General features: G+C 41.9%; 25 protein-coding genes and 1 rRNA gene (1 of these 26 only partly in view). 16 read left to right on the forward strand and 10 right to left on the reverse strand.

Annotated elements, in window-relative coordinates; translation table 11 throughout:
- Positions 1 to 57: 57 nt before the first annotated feature.
- From H4I94_RS00965 to H4I94_RS00985, 5 genes are all read right to left on the reverse strand, one after another.
- Entirely contained in the window at positions 58 to 1176 is a 1119-nt protein-coding gene (locus H4I94_RS00965) for a porin (RefSeq protein ID WP_261180994.1), read from the reverse strand.
- A 303-nt stretch (positions 1177 to 1479) separates the two neighbouring features.
- On the reverse strand, positions 1480 to 1893 hold the full coding sequence (locus tag H4I94_RS00970) for an HIT family protein (RefSeq protein WP_261180995.1): 414 nt from the start codon (positions 1891 to 1893) through the stop codon (positions 1480 to 1482).
- 32 nt (positions 1894 to 1925) lie between these two features.
- Entirely contained in the window at positions 1926 to 2195 is a 270-nt protein-coding gene (locus H4I94_RS00975; protein WP_131273968.1) for a YARHG domain-containing protein, read from the reverse strand.
- Between the two features lie 81 nt (positions 2196 to 2276).
- Complete coding sequence (locus H4I94_RS00980) at positions 2277 to 3149, reverse strand: NAD(P)-dependent oxidoreductase (RefSeq protein ID WP_261180996.1); 873 nt, start codon at positions 3147 to 3149, stop codon at positions 2277 to 2279.
- Between the two features lie 10 nt (positions 3150 to 3159).
- Positions 3160 to 4251, reverse strand: coding sequence for an alpha/beta fold hydrolase (locus H4I94_RS00985; RefSeq protein ID WP_261180997.1), 1092 nt, complete (start codon positions 4249 to 4251; stop codon positions 3160 to 3162).
- Positions 4252 to 4386: 135 nt separating this feature from the next.
- On the opposite strand from H4I94_RS00985, the gene H4I94_RS00990 reads away from it, so the two are divergent.
- The 9 genes from H4I94_RS00990 to trpB all read left to right on the forward strand — a co-directional run bounded on the left by H4I94_RS00990 (position 4387) and on the right by trpB (position 12105).
- Positions 4387 to 5574 carry an O-succinylhomoserine sulfhydrylase gene (locus H4I94_RS00990; RefSeq protein WP_261180998.1) on the forward strand — a complete coding sequence of 396 codons (1188 nt, stop codon included), beginning with the start codon at positions 4387 to 4389 and terminating at the stop codon, positions 5572 to 5574.
- 39 nt (positions 5575 to 5613) lie between these two features.
- Positions 5614 to 5943: a YbaB/EbfC family nucleoid-associated protein gene (locus tag H4I94_RS00995; protein ID WP_261181000.1), complete on the forward strand. Its 330-nt coding sequence runs from the start codon at positions 5614 to 5616 to the stop codon at positions 5941 to 5943.
- 12 nt (positions 5944 to 5955) lie between these two features.
- Complete coding sequence (gene recR, locus H4I94_RS01000) at positions 5956 to 6552, forward strand: recombination mediator RecR (RefSeq protein WP_261181001.1); 597 nt, start codon at positions 5956 to 5958, stop codon at positions 6550 to 6552.
- A 226-nt stretch (positions 6553 to 6778) separates the two neighbouring features.
- Entirely contained in the window at positions 6779 to 7921 is a 1143-nt protein-coding gene (locus H4I94_RS01005; protein WP_261181007.1) for a ribonuclease D, read from the forward strand.
- A 129-nt stretch (positions 7922 to 8050) separates the two neighbouring features.
- On the forward strand, positions 8051 to 8359 hold the full coding sequence (locus tag H4I94_RS01010) for a YcgL domain-containing protein (protein ID WP_092819483.1): 309 nt from the start codon (positions 8051 to 8053) through the stop codon (positions 8357 to 8359).
- 22 nt (positions 8360 to 8381) lie between these two features.
- Positions 8382 to 8765 carry a hypothetical protein gene (locus H4I94_RS01015; protein ID WP_092819484.1) on the forward strand — a complete coding sequence of 128 codons (384 nt, stop codon included), beginning with the start codon at positions 8382 to 8384 and terminating at the stop codon, positions 8763 to 8765.
- A gap of 21 nt (positions 8766 to 8786) precedes the next feature.
- The gene (locus H4I94_RS01020) at positions 8787 to 9638 is read left to right on the forward strand and encodes an AAA family ATPase (protein ID WP_261181009.1); all 852 of its coding nucleotides are present in this window, start codon (positions 8787 to 8789) and stop codon (positions 9636 to 9638) included.
- Between the two features lie 13 nt (positions 9639 to 9651).
- On the forward strand, positions 9652 to 10839 hold the full coding sequence (locus H4I94_RS01025) for a vWA domain-containing protein (protein WP_261181011.1): 1188 nt from the start codon (positions 9652 to 9654) through the stop codon (positions 10837 to 10839).
- A gap of 57 nt (positions 10840 to 10896) precedes the next feature.
- On the forward strand, positions 10897 to 12105 hold the full coding sequence (gene trpB, locus H4I94_RS01030; protein ID WP_261181014.1) for a tryptophan synthase subunit beta: 1209 nt from the start codon (positions 10897 to 10899) through the stop codon (positions 12103 to 12105).
- A 94-nt stretch (positions 12106 to 12199) separates the two neighbouring features.
- On the opposite strand, the gene H4I94_RS01035 is transcribed toward trpB, so the two are convergent.
- From H4I94_RS01035 to H4I94_RS01045, 3 genes are all read right to left on the reverse strand, one after another.
- Positions 12200 to 12631, reverse strand: coding sequence for a CBS domain-containing protein (locus H4I94_RS01035; protein WP_261181015.1), 432 nt, complete (start codon positions 12629 to 12631; stop codon positions 12200 to 12202).
- Between the two features lie 132 nt (positions 12632 to 12763).
- Entirely contained in the window at positions 12764 to 13138 is a 375-nt protein-coding gene (locus tag H4I94_RS01040; protein ID WP_261181016.1) for a DUF2750 domain-containing protein, read from the reverse strand.
- A gap of 139 nt (positions 13139 to 13277) precedes the next feature.
- Complete coding sequence (locus H4I94_RS01045) at positions 13278 to 13511, reverse strand: hypothetical protein (protein ID WP_086196293.1); 234 nt, start codon at positions 13509 to 13511, stop codon at positions 13278 to 13280.
- 221 nt (positions 13512 to 13732) lie between these two features.
- On the opposite strand from H4I94_RS01045, the gene H4I94_RS01050 reads away from it, so the two are divergent.
- Positions 13733 to 14092 carry a hypothetical protein gene (locus H4I94_RS01050; protein ID WP_092819489.1) on the forward strand — a complete coding sequence of 120 codons (360 nt, stop codon included), beginning with the start codon at positions 13733 to 13735 and terminating at the stop codon, positions 14090 to 14092.
- A 109-nt stretch (positions 14093 to 14201) separates the two neighbouring features.
- Positions 14202 to 14522, forward strand: coding sequence for a hypothetical protein (locus H4I94_RS01055; protein WP_261181029.1), 321 nt, complete (start codon positions 14202 to 14204; stop codon positions 14520 to 14522).
- Here H4I94_RS01055 and H4I94_RS01060 read toward each other — a convergent pair.
- On the reverse strand, positions 14449 to 16029 hold the full coding sequence (locus tag H4I94_RS01060; protein WP_261181049.1) for a M16 family metallopeptidase: 1581 nt from the start codon (positions 16027 to 16029) through the stop codon (positions 14449 to 14451). The genes H4I94_RS01055 and H4I94_RS01060 overlap by 74 nt on opposite strands.
- 11 nt (positions 16030 to 16040) lie before the next feature.
- The gene (locus tag H4I94_RS01065; protein WP_261181050.1) at positions 16041 to 17354 is read right to left on the reverse strand and encodes a M16 family metallopeptidase; all 1314 of its coding nucleotides are present in this window, start codon (positions 17352 to 17354) and stop codon (positions 16041 to 16043) included.
- 252 nt (positions 17355 to 17606) lie between these two features.
- On the opposite strand from H4I94_RS01065, the gene ftsY reads away from it, so the two are divergent.
- From ftsY to H4I94_RS01090, 5 genes are all read left to right on the forward strand, one after another.
- Positions 17607 to 18722, forward strand: coding sequence for a signal recognition particle-docking protein FtsY (gene ftsY, locus H4I94_RS01070; RefSeq protein WP_092819492.1), 1116 nt, complete (start codon positions 17607 to 17609; stop codon positions 18720 to 18722).
- A 174-nt stretch (positions 18723 to 18896) separates the two neighbouring features.
- A complete protein-coding gene (locus tag H4I94_RS01075; RefSeq protein ID WP_092819493.1) occupies positions 18897 to 19583 on the forward strand; it encodes a nitroreductase family protein in 687 nt (228 codons plus the stop codon).
- Positions 19584 to 19771: 188 nt separating this feature from the next.
- Complete coding sequence (locus tag H4I94_RS01080; RefSeq protein WP_261181053.1) at positions 19772 to 20365, forward strand: nitroreductase family protein; 594 nt, start codon at positions 19772 to 19774, stop codon at positions 20363 to 20365.
- A 211-nt stretch (positions 20366 to 20576) separates the two neighbouring features.
- Positions 20577 to 21242, forward strand: coding sequence for a DUF2057 domain-containing protein (locus tag H4I94_RS01085; protein WP_261181332.1), 666 nt, complete (start codon positions 20577 to 20579; stop codon positions 21240 to 21242).
- A 409-nt stretch (positions 21243 to 21651) separates the two neighbouring features.
- Positions 21652 to 21705: ribosomal RNA gene (locus H4I94_RS01090) — 16S ribosomal RNA — on the forward strand (it continues 1548 nt past the right edge of the window).

Consider the following 21705-nt stretch of genomic DNA (forward strand, 5'->3'; position numbering starts at 1 on the left):
CAATCCAAACATACAAAAAAGACCGCTGTTATAGCGGTCTCTTAATGGATGTCTAGATTAGAAGTTATATTCCATACCTAGACCGAATACAGTCATAGTGTCATCTTTGCCCACACCAGTTTCCCAGTCACGTTCTTGTGATGCTACTACGCCATACATGCGTGCTTGTTTGTTGAAGTGATAGTCTACACCAAGACCATACTGGTCGATGGTACGGTCTTTTACGCCTGTAGCTGTTGTTTCAGCAGTAATGTATTCAGCTTTAACTGTCCATGGAGTATCAGCAAACTTATAAGCTGCTGTAATACCCATTGCTTGTTCTTCAAGAGAAGCTGCTTCAGGTTTTAAGTTCTTAGCTGGATTTGAGCCTTTTTCTACTGTAGCTGCTAGAACTGTAGCTGACGGAGAGTCAGAAAGTTCAGCCTGTTGCCATAAAGCACCCAAAGTTAAACCTGGTAGGCCAGCAGCTTTAAAGTTATAAGAACCAGTTACACGTACCGCATCTGATTCAACATCTTTTAGACTATAAGCGTTATAGTCACCTTGAACACCCATATTAGCTGCAACAGCTAGAGCAAGACCAAGGTCTTTATTGTCATAGCTTAAAGAGGTTGAAACTGCATCACCAAAGCCATCACGTTTTTCTGTTGTATATTGAGAAGCCGTGTTTTCACCTTGTTGTGCCATGATGCTGAATTGAACGCCGCCAAGCAATTTCTTGTCTGTTTCAAAACCGATTACGTTTTTAAGACGCTCTTCACCATGCAACACTTTAGTCATATCAAGACGAGTATGGTCGTTGAAAATGTCTTGTGCACTACCTGCAGAAGTTTTGAAGTAAGAGTCATATTGGCCAGCTTTTAGTGTACCGATACCCGCCCATTTCAAACCTAGGAAACGGTTACGCGCGCTCCAGTCAGTGTCTGAACCTTCACCATCAGTAGAAACTGCCCATTCTGCTTGATATACAGCAGACAGGTTGTCTGTTAATTTTTCTTCGCCTTTAACACCAAGACGTGAAGCATGAGAGCTTACTTCAGAAACATCGTTACCTTTGAAATCGTAGTTATCAACTTGGTCTATAGAAACATTTAGCTTACCGTACAAAGTTGGTGCTGCTTGCGCTGCACTGATGCTTAAGGTTGCTACTGTAGCAGCGAGAAGCAATTTTTTCATTGAAGTTTCTCCAAAAAACACTTTTATGGGGCGGTTGCCCTGTTGACTCTTTTTATAGTTTGCTTGTGTACAAAAATTTACAAAAGCTCACCAACTTGCTAAGCAGTATCTGCAAACTTTGTGACAGAGAAGTGAAAGCTATATGACATTTTGATGACGATAGGTATTGATAAATTAAATATTATTTATTGTTTTTCAGAGATTTAATTTTTATTTATAATTTGAAAGATAGATTGATGTATTCCCGGACATAAAAAATGGAGCAAAAGCTCCATTTTTGACAAGTTAAAATTCTAGTGAATTTTAAAGTTCAGCTTTAATTTTTTCAGCCAGGACTTTAATTCTTTCCTGGTCACCCATACACAATGCGTGTTTTCCAAGCTCATGAACCGAACTTGGAATGAGGTGAAAATGTACATGCGGAACCGTTTGACCAGCAGATGCGCCTGAAAGTTGCATCAGTACAATCCCTTGAACATCAAGTGCTACTTTCATAGCCTGTGCAATTTTTTGCACAATTTGAATAGTATAGGCAGCGGCGTCAGGGGGCAGATCGAGCAAGGTAATTGCAGGTGTTTTCGGGACGACCAATGTATGACCTTCTGCCTGAGGCATGATGTCCATAAAAGCCAGAACCTGTTCGTCTTCGTACACTTTTATTGCAGGCAGTTCATTACGGATAATTCGTGCAAAAATATTTTGATCATCGTAAAGCATGTCGAGTCCTTGAAAGTAATTGGGTACTGTAATTATTTACAGTTCAATTCTTTCTGACGATCTTTGATGGCGTCAAGTCGTTGTTGCTCTTTTTCTGAAAATTTTGGCTTGGTTGTATAGCAATTGTCATTGCCAAACTTGGCCTTGGCTTCAGGGTCTTTAAAGCAAAAACCTTTAGAGGCATAAATGACATCGTGGTCATTTTTTAATTTTTGGCACTCTTGCTCTGCTGTCGCTGCAAAAGCATTCGCCCCAAAGAAAGTGATAAAACTAGCCAAAACTGCAACACTAAGCTTGGTCATGAGGGTTTCCTCTGTGAGAACATTGTGTAGAACGTTTCTACACAATATTAGGTTTATTTATTATTATTCAATGGCGAGTAATTACTCAAGTGTAATTTTACTCCAAGACTCATACATTTTCACAGCACTAGAAAAGTCACTGTCTTTTTCTGCTAAATTGCTGGCTGCCTGAATCAGGCTTTGGGTTAAGGCAATCACTGGCGCTGACAGTTTAGCATCACGTACCAGGTCTAATGCAATCCCTGTATCTTTGGCTAATAGCGGCAGGGCAAAGGTCAGCGGGAATTCGCGGTTTAGTACCCGCTGCGGTAACACGGTTTCAGTCACGCCACTTTTACCGCTGGAGGCATTAATACAGTCTAAAGCTTCATGCAGATTTACCCCATGCGCTTTTAATGTGGTAAAACCTTCAGCCACTGAGCAGAGATTGACGGCCAGGAGCATATTGTTGACAGCTTTGACTGCGAAACCTGCACCTGAGTCGCCAACATGTTTAATCAGTTTCCCAAAGGCTTGAATTGCAAGCAGGGCTTTTTCAAAAGCAGCAGCTTCACCACCAATCATCACGGTTAAAGTACCATTTTCTGCACCAATGGTTTGTCCGCTCACTGGAGCATCAAGAAAATCAACCTCTGAGGCTTTTAGCTGCTGGCTCAGCTTTTTCGCAGATTCAGGAACACCACTGGTGCAATCGACCCATACCGCGCCCGATTTAATCTGAACCGTTGCAATGAGGTCTTCGACTTCCTGGCTGGTTGGCAGGCAAGAGAAAATGATATCGGCCTGAACGGCTTGCTCGAGTTCTACGGCTTGCGTGCCATATTCAGTTGCATGCTGCTTGGCTTTTTCGAAATTACGGTTCCATACATAGACCGTATCAAAATGTTGAGGTAAATGTGCTGCCATGCGGTAACCCATTGCGCCCAAGCCGATAAATGCAACTGACTGAATCATGATGTTTCCTTTATATTTTGCTCGATCTCTGTTTTAACCAGGTGGTCATGAAAGGCCAGAACTCGTTGGCACTGGACTGGCTAGACATAAGTCCCAGATGACCGCCGGGAATAAGAGTAAACGTGACATCCTTGCTATTTGTCAATCCAATTAAAGGCTTAACAGCATCTTCAGAAACAATCTGATCGCTACGACCCGCACCCACCAGTAAAGAGCACTCTATATTTTTTAATTCGATATGTTTATCTTGTAAGGTAATAACACCGTTTTTAAGCGGATTTTGTAGCCAGACATTGAAAATCATGTCCTGATTGATACCGCCAGGGTAATCAATCATCTGGTTCAGGAAATTGCCCATGGTGGCATGTTCGTACAAAGCTTGCGGGTTGTCGAGGTTGGCTAAAAGCTGCTTTTGGCTTTGTATCCATCCCACCGGGTCAATCATTTTAAATCCGAGCGCGTTAAGTATGCCTGGGCTATGAATCAGATGCTTGGGTATGGTGCCCGAATAAATCTTGTTTTGCAGGGCTTTATTTTTGGCAATCAGTTGATTGGCCTTTTGAAAAAGCTTGCCGGTACGACCCGAGGCATGACTGTCTACCGGACTGCCCAATACCATTAAATTCTTGACGTGGTTTGGTTTGTGCAATGCGCAATACAGCATGACAAATACACCGGCCATGCTCCAGCCATGCAGTGAAATCTGATCACTATGCGAGTGAGTCCGGATCTGGTCTATACAATGCGGAATGGCATCGTCAATAAATGACATGAAATTGAGAAAGCGATCTTTGTAGTTATATCGACCCCATTCCATTAAATAGACATCAAAGCCACTGTGCTGAAAGTGTTTGACCAATGAGCGGTAAGGATACAGATCGTAAATGGCCATGTTGATTGCAAGAGGAGCAACAAAAACTAGGGGTTCTTGATATTGCTTATCTGGCGAGGCGTAATAGCGCACCCGGGTCTGTTTGTACTTTGCAATGACTTCATAGGGTGTGGTTTGTGATAAAATCAGTGATTTGGAATTGAACAAAGTCGTCGACAGGTTTTTGAGTTTGCTTTTGTGTTTTGCAATTTTATTTTTAACTTGAATCATTGCTGTGAGTACGAATATCTAGGTGAATTGATCGAAGTGTAGGCGATATTTATGCATTATACCTTGACCTTAAATGCCATAGGCGCTCAAAATGTTGGCAATTATTAGCAAAGGCACCAGGACTGGGTAGCAAAGATGAGCCAACAAGACGACCTTGAATACCAATTAGATACTTTAGCCATTCGTACAGGTCATACACGTAGCTTTGAAGGTGAGCATGGCGAGCCAATCTTCCTGACATCTTCATTTGTCTATGAAAATGCAGCAGAAGCAGCAGCAAAGTTTTCTGGTCAGGAACCTGGCAACATTTATTCGCGCTTTACCAATCCGACCGTGGCGATGTTTGAAAAGCGTTTGGCTGCCCTGGAAGGTGCAGAACGTGCGGTGGCAACCAGCTCTGGTATGGCTGCGATTATGGCTGTGGCCATGTCATATCTGAAAATGGGTGATCATGTCATCTGTTCACGTGCTGTGTTTGGTTCAACGGTTTCTTTATTTGAAAAGTATGTGGCTAAATTTGGTGTAAGCGTCGATTTTGTTGATTTGACAGATGTGCAGGCATGGAAAAATGCCATCAAACCTGAAACAAAATTACTGTTTGTCGAATCTCCATCCAATCCACTGGCTGAGGTTGCAGATGTACAGGCACTGGCAGATATTGCCCATGCCAATGGTGCATTGCTGGCGATTGATAACAGCTTCTGTACCCCGGTTTTACAACAGCCAATCAAATTTGGTGCTGACCTGGTGATTTACTCGGCAACCAAATATCTGGATGGTCAAGGCCGTGCCTTGGGTGGTGCAGTTGTGGGTAATCACACACTGCTTGAAGAAGTGTTTGGTTATGTGCGTACCACCGGCCCGTCAATGAGCCCATTTAATGCCTGGGTTTTCTTGAAAGGCCTGGAAACACTGCGTTTACGTATGCGTGAACATTCAGCAAGTGCACAAAAACTGGCTGAATTTTTAAATCAGCACGACAAAGTTGAAAAAGTGTATTACGCTGGTTTGCCTTCACATGTCGGCCATGAGCTTGCAGCTAAACAGCAAAGCGGTTTTGGCGGTATTGTATCGTTTGAAGTCAAAGGCGGACGTGAAGGGGCCTGGACAGTCATCGACAATACCCAGTTTATTTCAATTACCGGCAACCTGGGTGACGTAAAATCCACCATTACCCATCCGGCAACCACGACTCACGGTAAGCTTTCACCAGAAGCCAAGGAAGCTGCAGGGATTCGTGAAGGATTAATCCGTGTTTCTGTGGGTCTGGAAGATATTGATGATATTATTCGTGATTTAAGTCGCGGTTTAGATTTAATTTAATTTTTATCTCATTTTTAAGTTTTGTGTTCGGAGTATTTTATGAACATTAACATGTTGATGCAGCAAGCACAGCGCATGCAAAAAGATATGGAAGCCAACGTTAAAAAGGCCAAAGAACAGCTTGCGCAAACTGAAGTCCATGCTGAAGCAGGCGGTGGTCTGGTAAAAGTCACCATGACTTGCCGTAACGTGGTAAAACGTATCGAAATCAGCCCTGAATTGCTGCAAGATGATGCCGACATGATTGAAGACCTAATCGCGGCTGCAATGAATGATGCTGCACGTCAGGCCGAAGCCATTTCCGAAGAAAAAATGAAGGCGGCTAATGCTGGTATGGGCTTGCCACCAGGCCTTTCCGGTTTATTCTAAGGAATACATCCAGTGTTTAGTGATCGATTTGATCAACTGGTTCAAGCCTTACGGATTTTGCCAAGTGTTGGGCCGAAATCGGCTCAGCGCATGGCATTACACCTGATCATGAAAAACCGGGAAGGTGCCGTGGGTCTGGCTCATGCTTTAAATGAAGCCGCCACCTATATTCATGAATGCAGCATTTGCCATTCGCTGACTGAAAATGAAGTCTGCGATATCTGCCTTTCGCATGAACGTGATGATCAGCTGCTCTGTGTAGTGGAATCACCGGCAGATGTGATGGCAATTGAACAAAGCGGCAGCTTTCGTGGCAAGTACCATGTGCTGGGTGGGCATTTATCGCCACTGGACGGAATTGGACCGGAAGAAATTGGCATTCCCTACCTGATTCAGCGCTTGAGTCAGGGCACGGTTTCAGAAGTCATATTGGCAACCAATGCTACGGTAGAAGGTCAGGCGACAGCACATTATCTGGTGGAAGCAACCAAGCATTTGCCTGTTCAGATGACCCGCATAGCTCAAGGTGTTCCTCAAGGAGGAGAACTTGAATATGTGGATAGTCATACCTTGAGTCAGGCTGTACATAATCGTATGCGAATGAAATAAGTACTAAGGTGCTTATTTTATGATTTAAGATATAAAAATAAGACTTGAGTAACATTTATTTAAATTAAACCTGAACTTATACAAAAAATATATAAAAAATGATTGCCTTTTTTAAAAAATACTTAAAAATATTGAATGTACGTGCCAAATGTAAATTTAGTTATATCTAAATTTTATATATCGGTTAATATACCTTTAAGAGAATCTGGTTTTTAGACTCGGTAATATGTTTCAGTTTATTCAGCAACAAAAAGATTTAGAAAATATTCTGCACCTGATGGGGCAGACATCCATTTATGGATTGGATACCGAATTCATCAAGGTCGATACTTTTTGGCCTAAACTCGGTGTGTTTCAAATTAATGTTGCAGGTCAGGTTTTTTTACTCGATGGCACAAGTCTGGATTTGTCGGCATTCTGGAATAAACTGTTTCATGCCCAGCAGAATATCTTCCATGCCTGCAGTGAAGATATTGATTTAATTTATCATTACTCACAGCAAAAAAGCCTAAGCAATGTTTTTGATACCCAGATTGGTATGTCTTTTTTAGGGCATGGGCTACAGGTGAGCTATCAAAATGCATTAAAGCACATGCTGGATGTGGAAATTGATAAAGACCAGACCCGATCTGACTGGCTGGCGCGTCCGTTAAGCTCGGAGCAACTCACCTATGCGGCGAATGACGTACTCTACCTGATGAATTTATCCAATAAAATCCAGCAGGAATTAAGCGACAAGCACTTGCTGGATTTTGCATTGGAAGATTGCCGTCATCTGACCCATGAAATTGGTCAGGAAACGCCTGTAGAGTTGCTTTATCATGATATTGGCAACTATCGTCATTCTCGCCGTCAATTGATGCAGTTACAGCAACTGGCCGTATGGCGTGAACAGATGGTCAAAGCCTTGAATTATCCGCGCAGCTTTATTCTGAAAAATTCTACCCTGATTGATCTGGTAGAAAAAAATCCGCGCAACCATTTCCAGTTGTCCAGCATTAAGGATATTCGTCAAAATATTGTGCGTGAATATGGTAAAACCATTCTGGATTTACTCAAGTTCTTGCCGGAGCAGGCAGAATGGCCACTGCGTATGGCTCGTCCAATTCGTCATGCATCTAAAGAGATTGGTGAAAAGGTGGATCATTTCATTCAGTCTGTGGCGCAGGAAACCACCGTACCCAAAGAAGTGCTGATGCGTAAAAAATGGCTGAATGCACTGTACCAGCATGTGGTTTTTCATAATGATGAGCAGGATTTGCCTGCTTATCTGCTTGGCTGGCGTTATGAGGTCCTGACCAAGCCACTGATTGACGTTCTGCATGCAGATGAAAAGTATCTGTCTACGCAAATGAAAGTAACAGATTAATTTTTAAGCATTCTGTTGAAAGAATTAACATTTATACACAATCACGACTGATGCGTTAATAATCATTAATGTCTCAGTCTTTTTTTTGCTGTATGCTTTGTCCTGAGTTTTATGAGTACTGTTTCAACTATGCATTGTTCAATTTTTAAATCTAGCAAAAAAGATGAAATGTATCTTTACATCGCCCGTCCGGAAGCCACTGAAAATGAAGCAGAGGCAGTCAATCCGCTGGAAGTTTTACCGGAAGCGATGCGCGTCGCATTTGGACGTGCAACTTTTGTCATGGATTTGGAGTTAACCGAAAGCCGTAAACTGGCGCGTGTAAATGTATTGCATGTGATTGACTCTATTGAAACGAAAGGTTTCTTTATTCAAGTTCCTCCGGAAGGATTAATCAATCCCAATGCTGTGGCACCTGAAGGGCTGCGCGGCGCTTAATGGTTAATCGGGAGTTGTAACGATGAATAGTTTTCTTTCACTACTGGATTCAATTCCTGAAGATAGCATTGCTGTCACGGTATATCTGGTAGGAAGTGTGATTATTCTCTGGGCTTGGTACCTGATTGCCAGACGTTTGCCTAAGCCGCTAGGTGGAATGACATGGCTCATCGGTTTTGCCATTCTACTGACGCCTACAGTTTCTGAAGGAAATAATGCTTCTATTGCCCCAGCTTTTTTTGGACTGCTATTTGGCATTTTAACCAAAGAAAAAGCCTTGATCTGGTCAAATGCCTCTCTGATTCTCTTTGTGGTCGGGCTGGGCTTGGTGATTGGAGCATTATGGTCAAAATATATGGCCAACAAGGCAAGATTTGCCGCAAACAAAAATAGTTCACCGCTTTAAGTAAAACAATAAGGTTAGATCATGTCTGTGGATACTCAACAATTTCTAGGTACAGATCAGTACATTGCGACTGATAGTTTGAAACTTGCCGTCAAGGCAGCACGTAGCTTGCAAAAGCCGCTTTTGGTTAAAGGTGAGCCGGGAACAGGTAAAACCCTACTTGCCGAGCAAGTTGCGGAAAGCCTGGGACTTAAGCTGTTCACCTGGCATATCAAGTCGACCACCAAAGCACAGCAAGGCTTGTATGAATACGATGCTGTATCGCGTTTGCGTGATAGCCAGCTAGGCGACGATCGTGTTTATGACATTAAAAACTACATCAAACCTGGAAAGTTGTGGGAAGCCTTCACCAGTGAACAACGCTGTGTATTGTTAATTGATGAAATTGACAAGGCAGACATCGAGTTTCCGAATGACTTATTGCATGAACTCGACAAAATGTCGTTTTTTGTTTATGAAACCGGGGAAACCATCACAGCGACACAACGTCCAATCGTGATTATTACTTCAAATAATGAAAAAGAATTGCCGGATGCGTTCTTGCGCCGCTGCTTCTTCCATTATATTGAATTCCCTGATGAAGCGACCATGCGCGAAATTATTGACGTACATTTCCCGCAAGTTTCTGCCGCTTTGGTCAACGAAGCATTGCAGGTGTTCTTCAAGCTTCGCCAGGTTCCGGGCTTAAAGAAACCGCCCTCAACCTCTGAACTGATTGACTGGCTCAGTCTGCTGATGGCTGATGACATGCCGGAAGATATTCTGCGCAATCATGACAAATCCAAAGCGATTCCACCCTTGTACGGTGCGCTGATTAAGAACGAGCAAGATGTACAGCTGCTTGAACGTTTAGCCTTTATGTCACGTCGCTAGGGGAGAAACACGCATGTTTGTGCGATTGTTTTATACCTTACGCAAATACGGTGTGCCGGTATCCACGCGTGAACTGATTGATCTGAATGAAGCGGTGGCTTCAGGGCTGGTTTTTGCCAATCAGGACGAGTTCTATCAACTGGCAAAAACGGTGATGGTCAAAGATGAACGTTTCTTTGACAAGTTTGACCGGGCCATGAAAGATTACTTTGATGGCATTTCCACTTTTGATCTGGACGATTTGCTCAATCAGGTGCATAAACTGCCGAAAGACTGGTTTGACCTGGAACTTCTGGAAAAGCATCTCACGCCTGAGCAGCGGGAAGAACTGAAAAAAGCCGGTTCACTGGAAGAGCTGATGAAGATGCTGGAAGAGCGTCTTCGCGAGCAGCACAAGAAGCATCAAGGCGGGAACAAGATGATCGGTACCGGTGGCACATCGCCCTTTGGTGCCTATGGTGATCATCCTGAAGGTGTGCGAATTGGTGGGCCGGGACGTAAACGCTCCGCCGTTAAAGTCTGGGAACAGCGTAAATACCAAAACCTGGATGACGAGCAGATTTTGGGTACCCGGCAAATGCAGATGGCACTCCGCCGTTTACGCAAGTTTGCCCGTCAGGGTGCAGCTGAAGAGCTGGATATTAACGGCACGATTCGTGAAACCGCCAAGCAGGGCATTCTGGATGTGCAGCTGGTGCCGGAGCGTCGCAACCGTATTAAAGTGTTGATGCTGTTTGATGTTGGCGGATCGATGGATTCGTATATTGCGCAATGTGAAAAACTGTTCAGTGCAGCCAAGACCGAATTCAAAACCCTGGAATATTTTTATTTCCATAATTGTCTTTATGATTATGTCTGGAAAGACAATATCCGCCGTTCCAGTACCCGCATGAATACCTGGGATCTATTCAATACCTATGGGCGCGACTATCGGGTAATTGTGGTAGGAGATGCCAGTATGGCACCTTATGAGCTGAACTCGGTGGGCGGCTCGGTTGAATACATGAATGATGAATCCGGTATTGTCTGGTTGCAGCGCCTGCGCCAACATTTTGAAAAAACGGCCTGGCTGAATCCTGAAGAAGACCGTTATTGGCATTACACCCACACTATTGGTCAAATTAAGCAGATTTTTGAAGATCATATGTATCCCATGACCTTGAAAGGCGTGGAAGATATGACAAAATATTTGGCTCGATAAATTGCTTGATCACAGCATCATAAAGCAAAGTGCTTGTTTTAAATGAAGGAATTCAATATGACGCATCAAATTAATGGCATCCCATTACCGAATGAAGAAGGTTTCTTTGGCGCATATGGCGGTCAGTTTATTCCACCTCATTTAAAAGAGGCGATGGACGAAATTAATGTGGCGTATGAGCAAATTCGCCATACTGCTGAATTCCAGAATGAATTGGCAGATTTATTTGCCAATTATGTTGGTCGTCCAAGTCCACTGTTTCATGCCAAGCGTTTATCTGACCAATTGGGTGGAGCGCAAATTTACCTGAAACGAGAGGATTTAAACCACACCGGTGCACATAAGATTAACCACTGTCTTGGTGAAGCTTTACTTGCCAAATATATGGGCAAAAAGAAAGTAATCGCGGAAACAGGCGCAGGGCAGCATGGTGTGGCATTGGCAACAGCGTGTGCTCTAGTGGGTATTCCCTGTGAAATTCACATGGGACAAGTGGATATTGAAAAAGAACATCCGAATGTGGTCAAAATGAAAATTCTGGGTGCCAACCTGATTTCTGTCACACGCGGCACAGCGACCTTAAAAGATGCCGTGGACAGCGCATTTGAAGAATACTTGAAAGATCCGAAAAGCTTCATTTATGCCATTGGTTCAGTGGTTGGTCCACATCCTTTCCCGAAAATGGTTCGTGACTTTCAGGCGATTATTGGCGATGAAATCAAAGTTCAGACCAATGACCGTTTTGGTTCAAATCCGGATTACATCGTAGCTTGTGTCGGTGGTGGCTCAAATGCCATGGGCGCTTTCACAGCCTTCTTGAATGATGCTGATGTCAAGCTGGTCGGTGTGGAACCTGCGGGCCATGGTTTAGATACCACGATGCACTCGGCAACCTTGACTTTGGGTAAACCAAGCCAGCTTCACGGGATGGCATGTTATGTCCTTGAAGATGAGCAAGGCGAGCCTTTACCGGTACACTCGATTGCTTCGGGTCTGGATTACCCGGGTGTAGGTCCACAGCATAGCCTACTTAAAGACTTGGGACGTGTGGAATATACCACGGCAACGGATCAGGAATGTCTGGATGCCTTTATGACACTTTCACGGGTAGAGGGGATTGTTCCTGCACTGGAAAGTTCACATGCAGTCGCCTGGGCTTTACGTGAAGCACCCAAAATGCCGAAAGATGTGAAAATTGTCGTGAACGTTTCGGGTCGTGGCGATAAAGACTCGGATTATGTGGCAGAGAAATTAGGCTTGAACTAAAAATATGTCCCTATTTTTTCAGATAAGGATTAATTTCTGGCTGGAAAAATTAAAAAACCTCTCATATCGAGAGGTTTTTTATGTATTTTCAATCTTAACTGGCAATATATTGTTGTAACTGATCAATGAGTTTACGTTGGTCATCCATCACGGCTTTAACCAAATCGCCAATAGAGATCAAACCCACCAGTTTTTCATTTTCAACCACAGGAAGATGACGTAAATGGCGATCGGTCATTAAACTTAAACAGTCTTCAACACTGTTAGATTTAGTAACTGTGAGTACTTTGGCAGTCATGATTTCACCGACTGTGGTTTCTTTAGATGTTCGTTCCATCAACGTCACTTTACGCATGTAATCACGTTCAGAAAGAATACCGACCACTTTCTCTTGATCGGTCACTACCAGTGCACCAATGCCTTTATCTGCCATAAGCGAAATTGCTTCAAGTACCGTTGAGTCTGGGCGAATCGTAAAGATGGTTTTATCAGTTTTATCGTGAATAACTTGTGCAACATTGGTCATTTATTATCGTCCTTCTTGTTCCTTATTTGACATTAAACTTAGCGCGAAATCAGAAAAATGCAAATACTTTTCAGGTAATTAATAAAAATTTACATTTATCGATATTTCACTTTTAATATCTGTGGCAAACCCTCAAGCAGATTGTAAAGATTCGGCAAAAAAGAAATGCCGCATCTGTTGTGTGGTCAATTTAAATTTTTGGCTAGATGAATTGCAAAGTGCGGGGGTAACATTTAAACGAGTGAGTGTTGGTAACAGCAAGTCCTGAAAATCTGCTGAAGTAATCTTACGTGGCGTATAATTTGGCCAATGACGTTCAGCATATTTTTGTGCCTGCATACCGTTTAACCAGAATGGGAAAATAAAATCTTCATGGTCGGACATCATGGCCCAACCCTGCTGATGATATAAACCCCAAAGTACACCACAGTACATCATAGATTTTAAAATCGTGATCTTAAAAAATAAATCTTTAGGAATAGGCTGTAATGAATTAATTTGATTCATACCAGAATACATGTAGTGAATTCAGCAGTTATTGTAAGGATGCAATATGAAAGTTCAGTGTAAGCTTTGAGAAATAATGTAAATGAATATGTATTTAAAAAGAGAAGGCATTAAAAAACGCCACCTTGGTGACGTTTGATTAAGCTTGCATGGTGGCCAGCTTCTGCCAGTATTGGGCTTTGAGTGAGTCGCGTTCTACGCGGAAACCCTGATAGTAAAGTTCAGCTAAAAACAAGGCTGCTTTACCATGTCCGGCACGAGCGACTTCTTCCAGTTTTTGAACCGCATCTGCAAAATTCATTTGGGACTGAATTGTATTCACTGCATCTGCATATGCATGTTCTAGGTCTTGATGAGAGATTTGTTGAATCATATTAAACTCCTTATTGTAATTATGATTGCTAGATAGACTATTAAGTTTGTCTTGATACTAATTTAACTAGGCTTTGTTAAAGTAATATTACATCGAACCTAAATTGTCAAACAATATCTATGGGCTGTATTATTAAAATCAAGGTTACATGATTAAACAATGTACAAAATGATTTTTGCTTAGTATGTTAATAGAGGAACTTGACATATAAGGAGAATAACATGACAAAAACATTAGATGGTTTTACGTTTGATTTGCCTCCCACTACAGACCAAATCATTGAACTTGCACATCAGCACCGTAAAAATTTAGACGAAGCTATTTTTCATCAAGAAATTCACCTGGGTAATTATTGTTTAGCCCAGCGTAAGAGAGTATATGATTTTACTCGCCAGCTGGATATACAGCAACGTGAGGATTTTTATAATGTCTATAATGGTGAGTTGCTGCGCATAGCGGACGATGATGAGCTGCATCCCGTGCATGCTGAAAGAGGGGTGGGGGCTTTCGCAATTCTATTGGTATTGGGAATTATCGCATTTGTGCTTTACTTTGCAGTAATCCGGAATGTCATTGTCTAATCGCCGATTTTGATTTGCTCAATTTCTGTTACAAATACAGTGAAATTGAGCAAATCTGCTTGTGCTTCTTTATGCTGCATCCTACACTACCTTGAATTCGAGGTAGGTTATGCATATTGCTTTACAAAAAATTTTTCACTTAAAATCTAAAATAAAGCTGGAAGATATTTATAACGGATTTGTCGTTACCATCATTGCCATTATCTTGATTCTTGCTTTCATTGCGCTGCACCGACCCATTACGGTCAAACAATTTGAAAATGTCGTACAGCTTTCAGCTCAAGCCAATTATCCAGCGACTCAGGAAATGGCTTTGCTGCTGATGCAGCAACCTCAGATTCCTTATGCCCAATATTTTAAATTGATGCAGGCGCATCATCTGGAGATGACCCAGGCTCATCAATTGCCTCCTTTACAAGCGGAGCAATAATTGTTTTGGGAGCTGGTTTGGTCGAAGGTATGTTTGCGGGAGCGGGTGGATTTAAATCTTGTTTTAGCACTGCTTCCAATGCGGGTCTGTCTAATTTGTCATTGACTACAATGATCGTAAGACGTTCAGGGTGTAAATGTTTTTGAAGGGCATTCTGAACATCCTGTACAGTAATTTTTTCTAATAATTTTGGATAACTGCTTAAATAATCAGCAGGTTGATTGTAAAATCCTATAGAGCCCAACTGTGCATTGATATTGGCATTGCTACTATAGTTGTTTGGAAAAGCGCGCAACATGCCGGCCTTGGTTTCTTCCAGCTGTTTCTGGTTAATGGGCTGGCTGACAAAATTAACCAAGGCCTGATGAGCAACCTGTATGCTGTCGAGTAACTGGTCTTGTCGGGTGGAATAACTAAAACTGAATGTTCCTGGCGCCTGGCTAAATGAAAATGAACTATAAGCACCATAGGTAAAACCGCGCTTAACCCGTAGTTCTTTCATTAAAATAGAATTAAAACCACTTCCACCAAACATCTGGTTAGCCACTTCCAAAGCGAGCCGATCCGGATCAAAGCGTGTAGTACCCAATTGTCCCATCATGACATGCGCCTGACTGGAGTTAAACTTGATGTGGCGAATATCAAAACCTGATTTATCGACGGGTTGAGCCAAGGGTTGGGCTTTTTTTCCCTGTTTCAGGTTGCCCGCGATACGTTCAGAAAGTTGCTGCGCCTGTTTGGGACTGAGTTGACCGGTAATGGCAATGTTCAGGTTCTGTGCCACCAAAAATTGATCACTAAATTGTTGCAGTTGTGCCGGTGTGATTTTGCTAATACTGCGCTGAGTCCCGGGAATGGGTTCGGCATAGGCATGTTTTCCATATAAAGCACGGTAAAACAGGATATTCATCATGCGGCCAGGACTTTCCTGGATCTGTTTCTGGCCGACTTGAGTATTATTTAATACCAGATCGATACTGGATTTTTTAAAGGTTGAATGGTTTAGCACTTCCAGCAGCATGCCTAAAGCAGGTTCAAGTTTATTGGGGTCAGACAACACCCGTAATTTAACGATAAACATGTCCCGATAAGCACCGGCACTAAATTGAGCGCCTACACGTTCAAAAGTACTGGCAATTTCATTAGCCGTATATTTTTCTGTTCCTTCATCAATCAGTTTTGCTGCCATATTGGCAATACCATATAGACCTGGCGCGATTTCTTCATCCCGTGCCGAACCTGCATTAAAGGTCAGTTGAATATCGACCATGGGTAAATCCTGTGATTCGACAAACAGCGTACGAACTTGATATCTGTTTTTCAGCTCATGTACATAGGGAGCGTTGAATTGAGTCTGTGCATGGGTGATTTGCAAGCTTTGTAACAGGGGAATAGATTTGAGCTGTGCCGGGTTGTCATCATGTAGGTTATTTAAGTCAATGTCCGCCAATGCGGCTTGGGTCCAGAGCATAGAAGCAAAAATAAAAAAAGAATGCAGCTTGAACATAACAAATTCCACTATGGGGCTTTATTTTCAGGAGAAAGATATAAGGTGCTCAGATTGTCACGATTAAAATAAGCATTCGCCACGCGTTGTATATCTTGTGGGGTAACCGTTTCAAAATGTTTGGGCAGTTCGTCCATCAAGCGAAAACTTAAGCCGTTAATTTCCAGATTGCCGATTATCCGTGCCTGTCCGGCAATGTCATCCTGGCTATAGATTAAATTGGAGACATATTTAGCCGTCACCCGCGCGACTTCTTCGGGTTGAATCAATTCGGTTTTGAGCAGCTCGATTTCGGTCTGAATGGCCTGTTCAGCTTCCGATAAACTCTTCCCGTCAACAGGCAAGGCAGAAATGCTCAATAAGCTGTCACCACGGCTATAAGGATCATAAGACACACTCACTGCGGTCAATATTTTCTTGTCCCGAACCAGGCGATCTTGCAGCCGTGAAGAAATTCCACTGTCCAGTATGTTCCTGATAATTGTTAAGGCATACGCATCTTGCGGATTTTTGGCTGTGACCAGTGAGCGTACGTTCCATGCCATAAACAGGTTGGGTACTTTCACGGGAAAATTCAGTTCCATATGGCGATAACCAATACGGTCAAATTCTAATACGTCATTACGTGGCGGGGTTTTTCTGGCAGGAATATCGGCAAAATACTTTTGCACTTGCAATACGGTCTGTTCAGCATCGACATCACCGACAATCACCAGAAGGGCATTATTGGGGCTATACCAGTCGCGATACCATTTTTTGACATCTTCAAGCTGAAGGTTTTGCAGATTTTTCATGTGGCCGATCACCGGTTGGCGATAATGGCTGGTTGGATAGGTGATCCATTTGAATCGTTCGAAAGCCAGGGCCCTGGGATTGTCATCTGTGCGTAAGCGCCGTTCTTCCATCACCACCTTAATTTCAGGATCAAAATCCTGCTGGCGTAACAGCAGGTTACTCATCCGGTCTGCTTCAAGTTCTAAAGCCATGGGCAAATAGGTTTTAGGGTAGAGCTGGTAATAATTGGTGTAATTGGTAAAAGTTGAGGCATTGATGCGTCCGCCATACATACGGCTTAAGCGGGTAAATTCATCATTGGGAACTTTTTGCGTACCCTTAAACATCATATGTTCCAGTACATGTGAAATGCCTAATAAATTCCCCGATTCATCACTACTGCCCACCCGGTACCAGATTTGCGTCATGACCATGGGAGAACGGTGATCTTCCCGAATAATCACTTTTAGACCGTTTTTAAGCGTAGTTTCAAAGGTCGTACGTGCCAATTTGCTGCGAGTTTCTGCATGTACCCCGCCACTTTGAAGCATCAATAAAGCCAGCGTGAGCGTTAAAATATAATTTTTAAAAAAAAACGGTTTTAAAAAAAGTGGGTAGCTGCTTTTGAGCACAAGATTTACCCCCAGTCATAAATTATATTTATGATCATTTTTCAGAAACTGCTGCCTGAAAGCAAAGGTTAAGTTGTTGGTTTTTGGTGTGTTCAGTGTCTATTGGAAAACGCAGGACAAAACTATGCTAGAATCCTTGTTTTTTAACGCTATGCTTTTCAAGGATTCGGCATGCAACAGCAATCTAATGGGCAAAATAAATTTTTGATTGATGCTGATATCGGGGATGACGATGTCACTTTACCGAATTTACCCGCGGTAAATATCCCTATTGTTGAAACTCAAAATGAACAAGTTGCTGTTTCTGCGCCTGTAGCCACAGAAACAGAGCAAACAGAAATAGAGCAAGACCATACGCCTAAAGGTGGCTTTTTTAGCCGCATGAAAGAAGGGTTAACCAAAACCCGTAAAAACCTTGCCGACGGTATGGTTAACATTCTCATTGGTGGTAAAGAAATCGATGATGAATTGCTGGAAGAGGTGGAAGAGCAATTACTGGTTGCAGATATTGGTGTCGATGCAACCAAAACCATTATTGCCAATTTGACTGAACGTACTGCACGTGGTGATCTGATTTATTCACATTCGCTGTATAAAGCGTTGCAAGAAGAATTGGTCGCATTGCTGGCTCCGCGTGTTAAACCTTTACATATTGATCCCAATAAAAAACCTTTTGTGATTTTGGTGGTTGGCGTAAATGGCGTGGGTAAAACCACCACAATTGGCAAGTTGGCAAAACGTTTGCAAGGCGAAGGCAAAAAAGTCATGCTGGCTGCGGGCGATACCTTCCGTGCGGCAGCAACAGAACAATTACAAATTTGGGGCGAACGCAACAATATTGCAGTGGTTGCCCAGGGTCATGGTGCAGACAGTGCATCCGTCATTTTTGATGCCTTTGAAAGTGCACGTGCTAAAGGTGTGGATGTCCTGATTGCAGATACAGCAGGCCGTTTGCATAACAAAGGTCACTTAATGCAAGAGTTGACCAAAGTAAAACGCGTGATGCAAAAAATTGATGCCACAGCACCGCATGAAATTATGCTGGTGGTAGATGCGGGTACTGGTCAAAATGCAATTAATCAGGTCGAAATGTTTGATGAAGCCGTTGGCTTGACCGGACTCACCATTACCAAGCTGGATGGAACTGCTAAAGGGGGGGTGTTATTTAATATCGCTAGTCGTACCCATGTACCTATTCGCTTTATTGGTGTGGGCGAGAAAATTGATGATCTGCGTCCATTTTCGGCAAAATCATTTGTTGCAGCCTTATTTGAAACTGAAAAGTAAAATGCATGATATTTCACACAAACTCCGCTAAATGCGGAGTTTGTTGTTTTAGTGAGAATTGTTTGATTTAAAAACCAACATTCAAGAATCCCGTATCTAAAGAACCTCCTTATAAAACCGCTAGAATATGAAAAAATCTTAAAAGCTTTAGCATTCTTATTGGGGAGTACTGTTGTGGCATTATTAGAGAAAATTGGTCATGTCCTTACGGCAGATATTACGAAAGAACTAAAATTTAAAAAAAGAGCTGCTGAAGAGGTAAATGAATTAACATTTGTCGATCAATTGAAAAAACGTCGCAGCATTTATGTTCTCGGCAAAAAGGTTCCTTTTAGTCAAGCCTATTTGGCAGAATTGATTCAAGAAGCTGTGCGAAGCTGTCCCTCCGCATTAAATTCTCAGAGCTCAAGAATTGTGGTGTTATTTGGGGATTCCCATCAGCAATTTTGGGAAATTGTCAAAGAGGTGCAACGTAAATTAGTTGCTGTACATGTATTTGCCGGTGCAGCAATGAAAATTGATCAATGCGTGGCAGGGTATGGAACGGTACTGTTCTATGAAGATCAGAACATTATTCAAAAATTGCAAAAGAAAATTCCTTTTAATGCGGACGATTTTCCCGTTTGGTCAGAACAGACGTCGGGTATGGCGCAATATGCAGTGTGGACGGCCTTGGCGGATTCAGGTATTGGTGCCTGTTTGCAGCATTATAATCCGAGTATAGATAAGGCAGTTTCGGAACATTTTCATATTGATGAATCCTGGTTGTTACGGGCACAACTGGTATTCGGTTCCATTGAACAAGAAGCAGACATCAAACAGGAATCTCAGACCGCTGAACGGTTTAGAATTTTGAATTAATCAGATCATCGTATTAATGAAGCACCTTTGAGGGGTGCTTTTTTATTTTATATCTATTGAAAATCAGCTATCAAACTGTTCTATAAATAAAACACAATGTCACTTTTATAATCATGTAATGCTCCTAAAATGAAAGTAAGATCAATTTATTCCAATCATGCTTAATAAAATTTAAAAAAGGTGAAATTATGTCATTTTTAGCCCATATGAAACAGCGCCGTACTATTTATGCAATTGGTCAAAACGTTCCAATCACAGCTGATCAAATAGAAGAGGTCATTAAAGATGCGGTACGAAATAGTCCCTCTGCTTTCAATTCACAAACTTCACGTGTCGTGACTCTATATGGTGATTCACATGCGAAATTCTGGAATATTGTACGTGAAACATTACGTAAACTCGTGCCAGAAGAAGCCTTTGAAAATACCAATACAAAGATTAATGGTTTTGCAGCAGGTTATGGCACGGTATTGTTTTTTGAAGATCAAGACGTTGTAAAATCGCTACAAGAACAATTTCCCTTATATGCTGAGCATTTTCCAGCATGGTCAGAGCATTCTACCGGCATTGCACAATTTGCAGTATGGTCATCATTGGCAGAGCAGCATATCGGTGCCTCATTGCAGCATTACAATCCTGTGATTGATGATGAAGTGGCTGCCACATTCGATATTCCTAAAAACTGGAAATTACGTGCCGAACTGGTGTTTGGTTCAATTGAAGCCCCGGCGGGAGAAAAAACATTTCTTGATGATAGTATTCGTTTCAAAAGATTTGACTGATGTATGTTTCATTTAAGTGAGGTTAAGAGAGTGCTGAAACGGCACTCTTTTTATTGATAAAGCGAATGATAGATAAATCAATTAAGCTGCAAAGCTTATCTCAATAAAGTCTTGAAAATACAGCTGTATTAAAAATAGCTTTGTCATAAAATTGTCATTTGTTAATTGCATAGTGCAATTTATTTTTAATATTCAAAGAAGAGATGGTGGAATGAGTCTAAAATTAACTTTTGCTGCAGCTGCATTGATGGTAAGTGGTGCTGCATTTTCAGCAGTCACGATTTCAGCACCAGAAGAAATTAAAATTCTAGCGGTGAATGATCAGGAAGTTAATACGGGATTATTCCGTGCCAAGAACAATCAATACAAAGTGGATGCAGGTACTAGCAATATTAGTGTGCGTTACACTCAGTATTTTGAGCATTTGAATGGTGAACACGATATTGTAAAATCATCTGTAGTAACTATACGCACGCCCATTTTACAAGATGGTGGAGAATATCGACTGGATCTGGTCAATGCACCGGAAAATTTTGAAGCTGCCAAAAAATATGCTGAACAACCTATAGTGGCATTGTTTGATAAAAATAATCAGATGCTAGTACAGCAGGTAGGTGCAAACACAGAGCCAAAACCATGGTTGGCACAAGGCATATTCTCAAAAACTACCGATTTGACTCAAAAGAAAACAGCTTTGCAAAATCAGCCAGCACCTGTATATACACCAGCAGCAGTGCAATCAAAAGTGGTGGCAGTTCCTTCTAGTGAGTCACCTTCAGGAGTAACTGCTGATCAGCAACTGATTCAATTATGGCAAAAAGCAAATAAAGCTGAGCGTCAGAAATTTATGTCATGGCTGGCAGAGCAGGCTAATTAATAAATTCAAATAAAACCAGCATAAAGCTGGTTTTATTGTCTTAAGGCAAAATAATCAAAATTAAAATGAGAAAAATGATCTAAAAAATGAATGTTGCAATGTGTAAAAAACACGCAAAACAGTCTTGAAACATGTTAAAAATAACTTCTTGGGTTAAAAAAAAAACACTCGAATGCAAAATTATAGAAAATTCTATAATGGGGGTTGCGTTGGTTTAAAAACTCTATAGAATACGCTGCATCCCGACGAGATACACGAAACGAAGCGTTAAGTGTTGAACGTTAAACTTAAAATTGACGAGGTTTTAAGTAAGATCATTAAGAGATTATGAAGAACAACTTGTGTGGATTTTTACTGGTTGATCGATCGAAATTATTTTCATTGATTGATGGTAGAAATTACTCGAAGTTTATTTGAGAAATATTTGTCAGAAAATTGATGAGCCAAGATTTGTAGCCATAAG

It is taken from the genome of Acinetobacter sp. T_3_1 (genome assembly GCF_025377055.1).
Classification (GTDB): Bacteria; Pseudomonadota; Gammaproteobacteria; order Pseudomonadales; family Moraxellaceae; genus Acinetobacter; species Acinetobacter kookii.

Bases quoted from the DNA above. Each gene is read 5' to 3' on its own strand.
- H4I94_RS00965 (WP_261180994.1), bottom strand. From the start codon at position 1,176: ATGAAAAAATTGCTTCTCGCTGCTACAGTAGCAACCTTAAGCATCAGT.
- H4I94_RS00970 (WP_261180995.1), bottom strand. From the start codon at position 1,893: ATGCTTTACGATGATCAAAATATTTTTGCACGAATTATCCGTAATGAA.
- H4I94_RS00975 (WP_131273968.1), bottom strand. From the start codon at position 2,195: ATGACCAAGCTTAGTGTTGCAGTTTTGGCTAGTTTTATCACTTTCTTT.
- H4I94_RS00980 (WP_261180996.1), bottom strand. From the start codon at position 3,149: ATGATTCAGTCAGTTGCATTTATCGGCTTGGGCGCAATGGGTTACCGC.
- H4I94_RS00985 (WP_261180997.1), bottom strand. From the start codon at position 4,251: ATGATTCAAGTTAAAAATAAAATTGCAAAACACAAAAGCAAACTCAAA.
- H4I94_RS00990 (WP_261180998.1), top strand. From the start codon at position 4,387: ATGAGCCAACAAGACGACCTTGAATACCAATTAGATACTTTAGCCATT.
- H4I94_RS00995 (WP_261181000.1), top strand. From the start codon at position 5,614: ATGAACATTAACATGTTGATGCAGCAAGCACAGCGCATGCAAAAAGAT.
- H4I94_RS01005 (WP_261181007.1), top strand. From the start codon at position 6,779: ATGTTTCAGTTTATTCAGCAACAAAAAGATTTAGAAAATATTCTGCAC.
- H4I94_RS01010 (WP_092819483.1), top strand. From the start codon at position 8,051: ATGCATTGTTCAATTTTTAAATCTAGCAAAAAAGATGAAATGTATCTT.
- H4I94_RS01015 (WP_092819484.1), top strand. From the start codon at position 8,382: ATGAATAGTTTTCTTTCACTACTGGATTCAATTCCTGAAGATAGCATT.
- H4I94_RS01020 (WP_261181009.1), top strand. From the start codon at position 8,787: ATGTCTGTGGATACTCAACAATTTCTAGGTACAGATCAGTACATTGCG.
- H4I94_RS01025 (WP_261181011.1), top strand. From the start codon at position 9,652: ATGTTTGTGCGATTGTTTTATACCTTACGCAAATACGGTGTGCCGGTA.
- trpB (WP_261181014.1), top strand. From the start codon at position 10,897: ATGACGCATCAAATTAATGGCATCCCATTACCGAATGAAGAAGGTTTC.
- H4I94_RS01035 (WP_261181015.1), bottom strand. From the start codon at position 12,631: ATGACCAATGTTGCACAAGTTATTCACGATAAAACTGATAAAACCATC.
- H4I94_RS01040 (WP_261181016.1), bottom strand. From the start codon at position 13,138: ATGAATCAAATTAATTCATTACAGCCTATTCCTAAAGATTTATTTTTT.
- H4I94_RS01045 (WP_086196293.1), bottom strand. From the start codon at position 13,511: ATGATTCAACAAATCTCTCATCAAGACCTAGAACATGCATATGCAGAT.
- H4I94_RS01050 (WP_092819489.1), top strand. From the start codon at position 13,733: ATGACAAAAACATTAGATGGTTTTACGTTTGATTTGCCTCCCACTACA.
- H4I94_RS01055 (WP_261181029.1), top strand. From the start codon at position 14,202: ATGCATATTGCTTTACAAAAAATTTTTCACTTAAAATCTAAAATAAAG.
- H4I94_RS01060 (WP_261181049.1), bottom strand. From the start codon at position 16,029: ATGTTCAAGCTGCATTCTTTTTTTATTTTTGCTTCTATGCTCTGGACC.
- H4I94_RS01065 (WP_261181050.1), bottom strand. From the start codon at position 17,354: ATGCTTCAAAGTGGCGGGGTACATGCAGAAACTCGCAGCAAATTGGCA.
- ftsY (WP_092819492.1), top strand. From the start codon at position 17,607: ATGCAACAGCAATCTAATGGGCAAAATAAATTTTTGATTGATGCTGAT.
- H4I94_RS01080 (WP_261181053.1), top strand. From the start codon at position 19,772: ATGTCATTTTTAGCCCATATGAAACAGCGCCGTACTATTTATGCAATT.
- H4I94_RS01085 (WP_261181332.1), top strand. From the start codon at position 20,577: ATGAGTCTAAAATTAACTTTTGCTGCAGCTGCATTGATGGTAAGTGGT.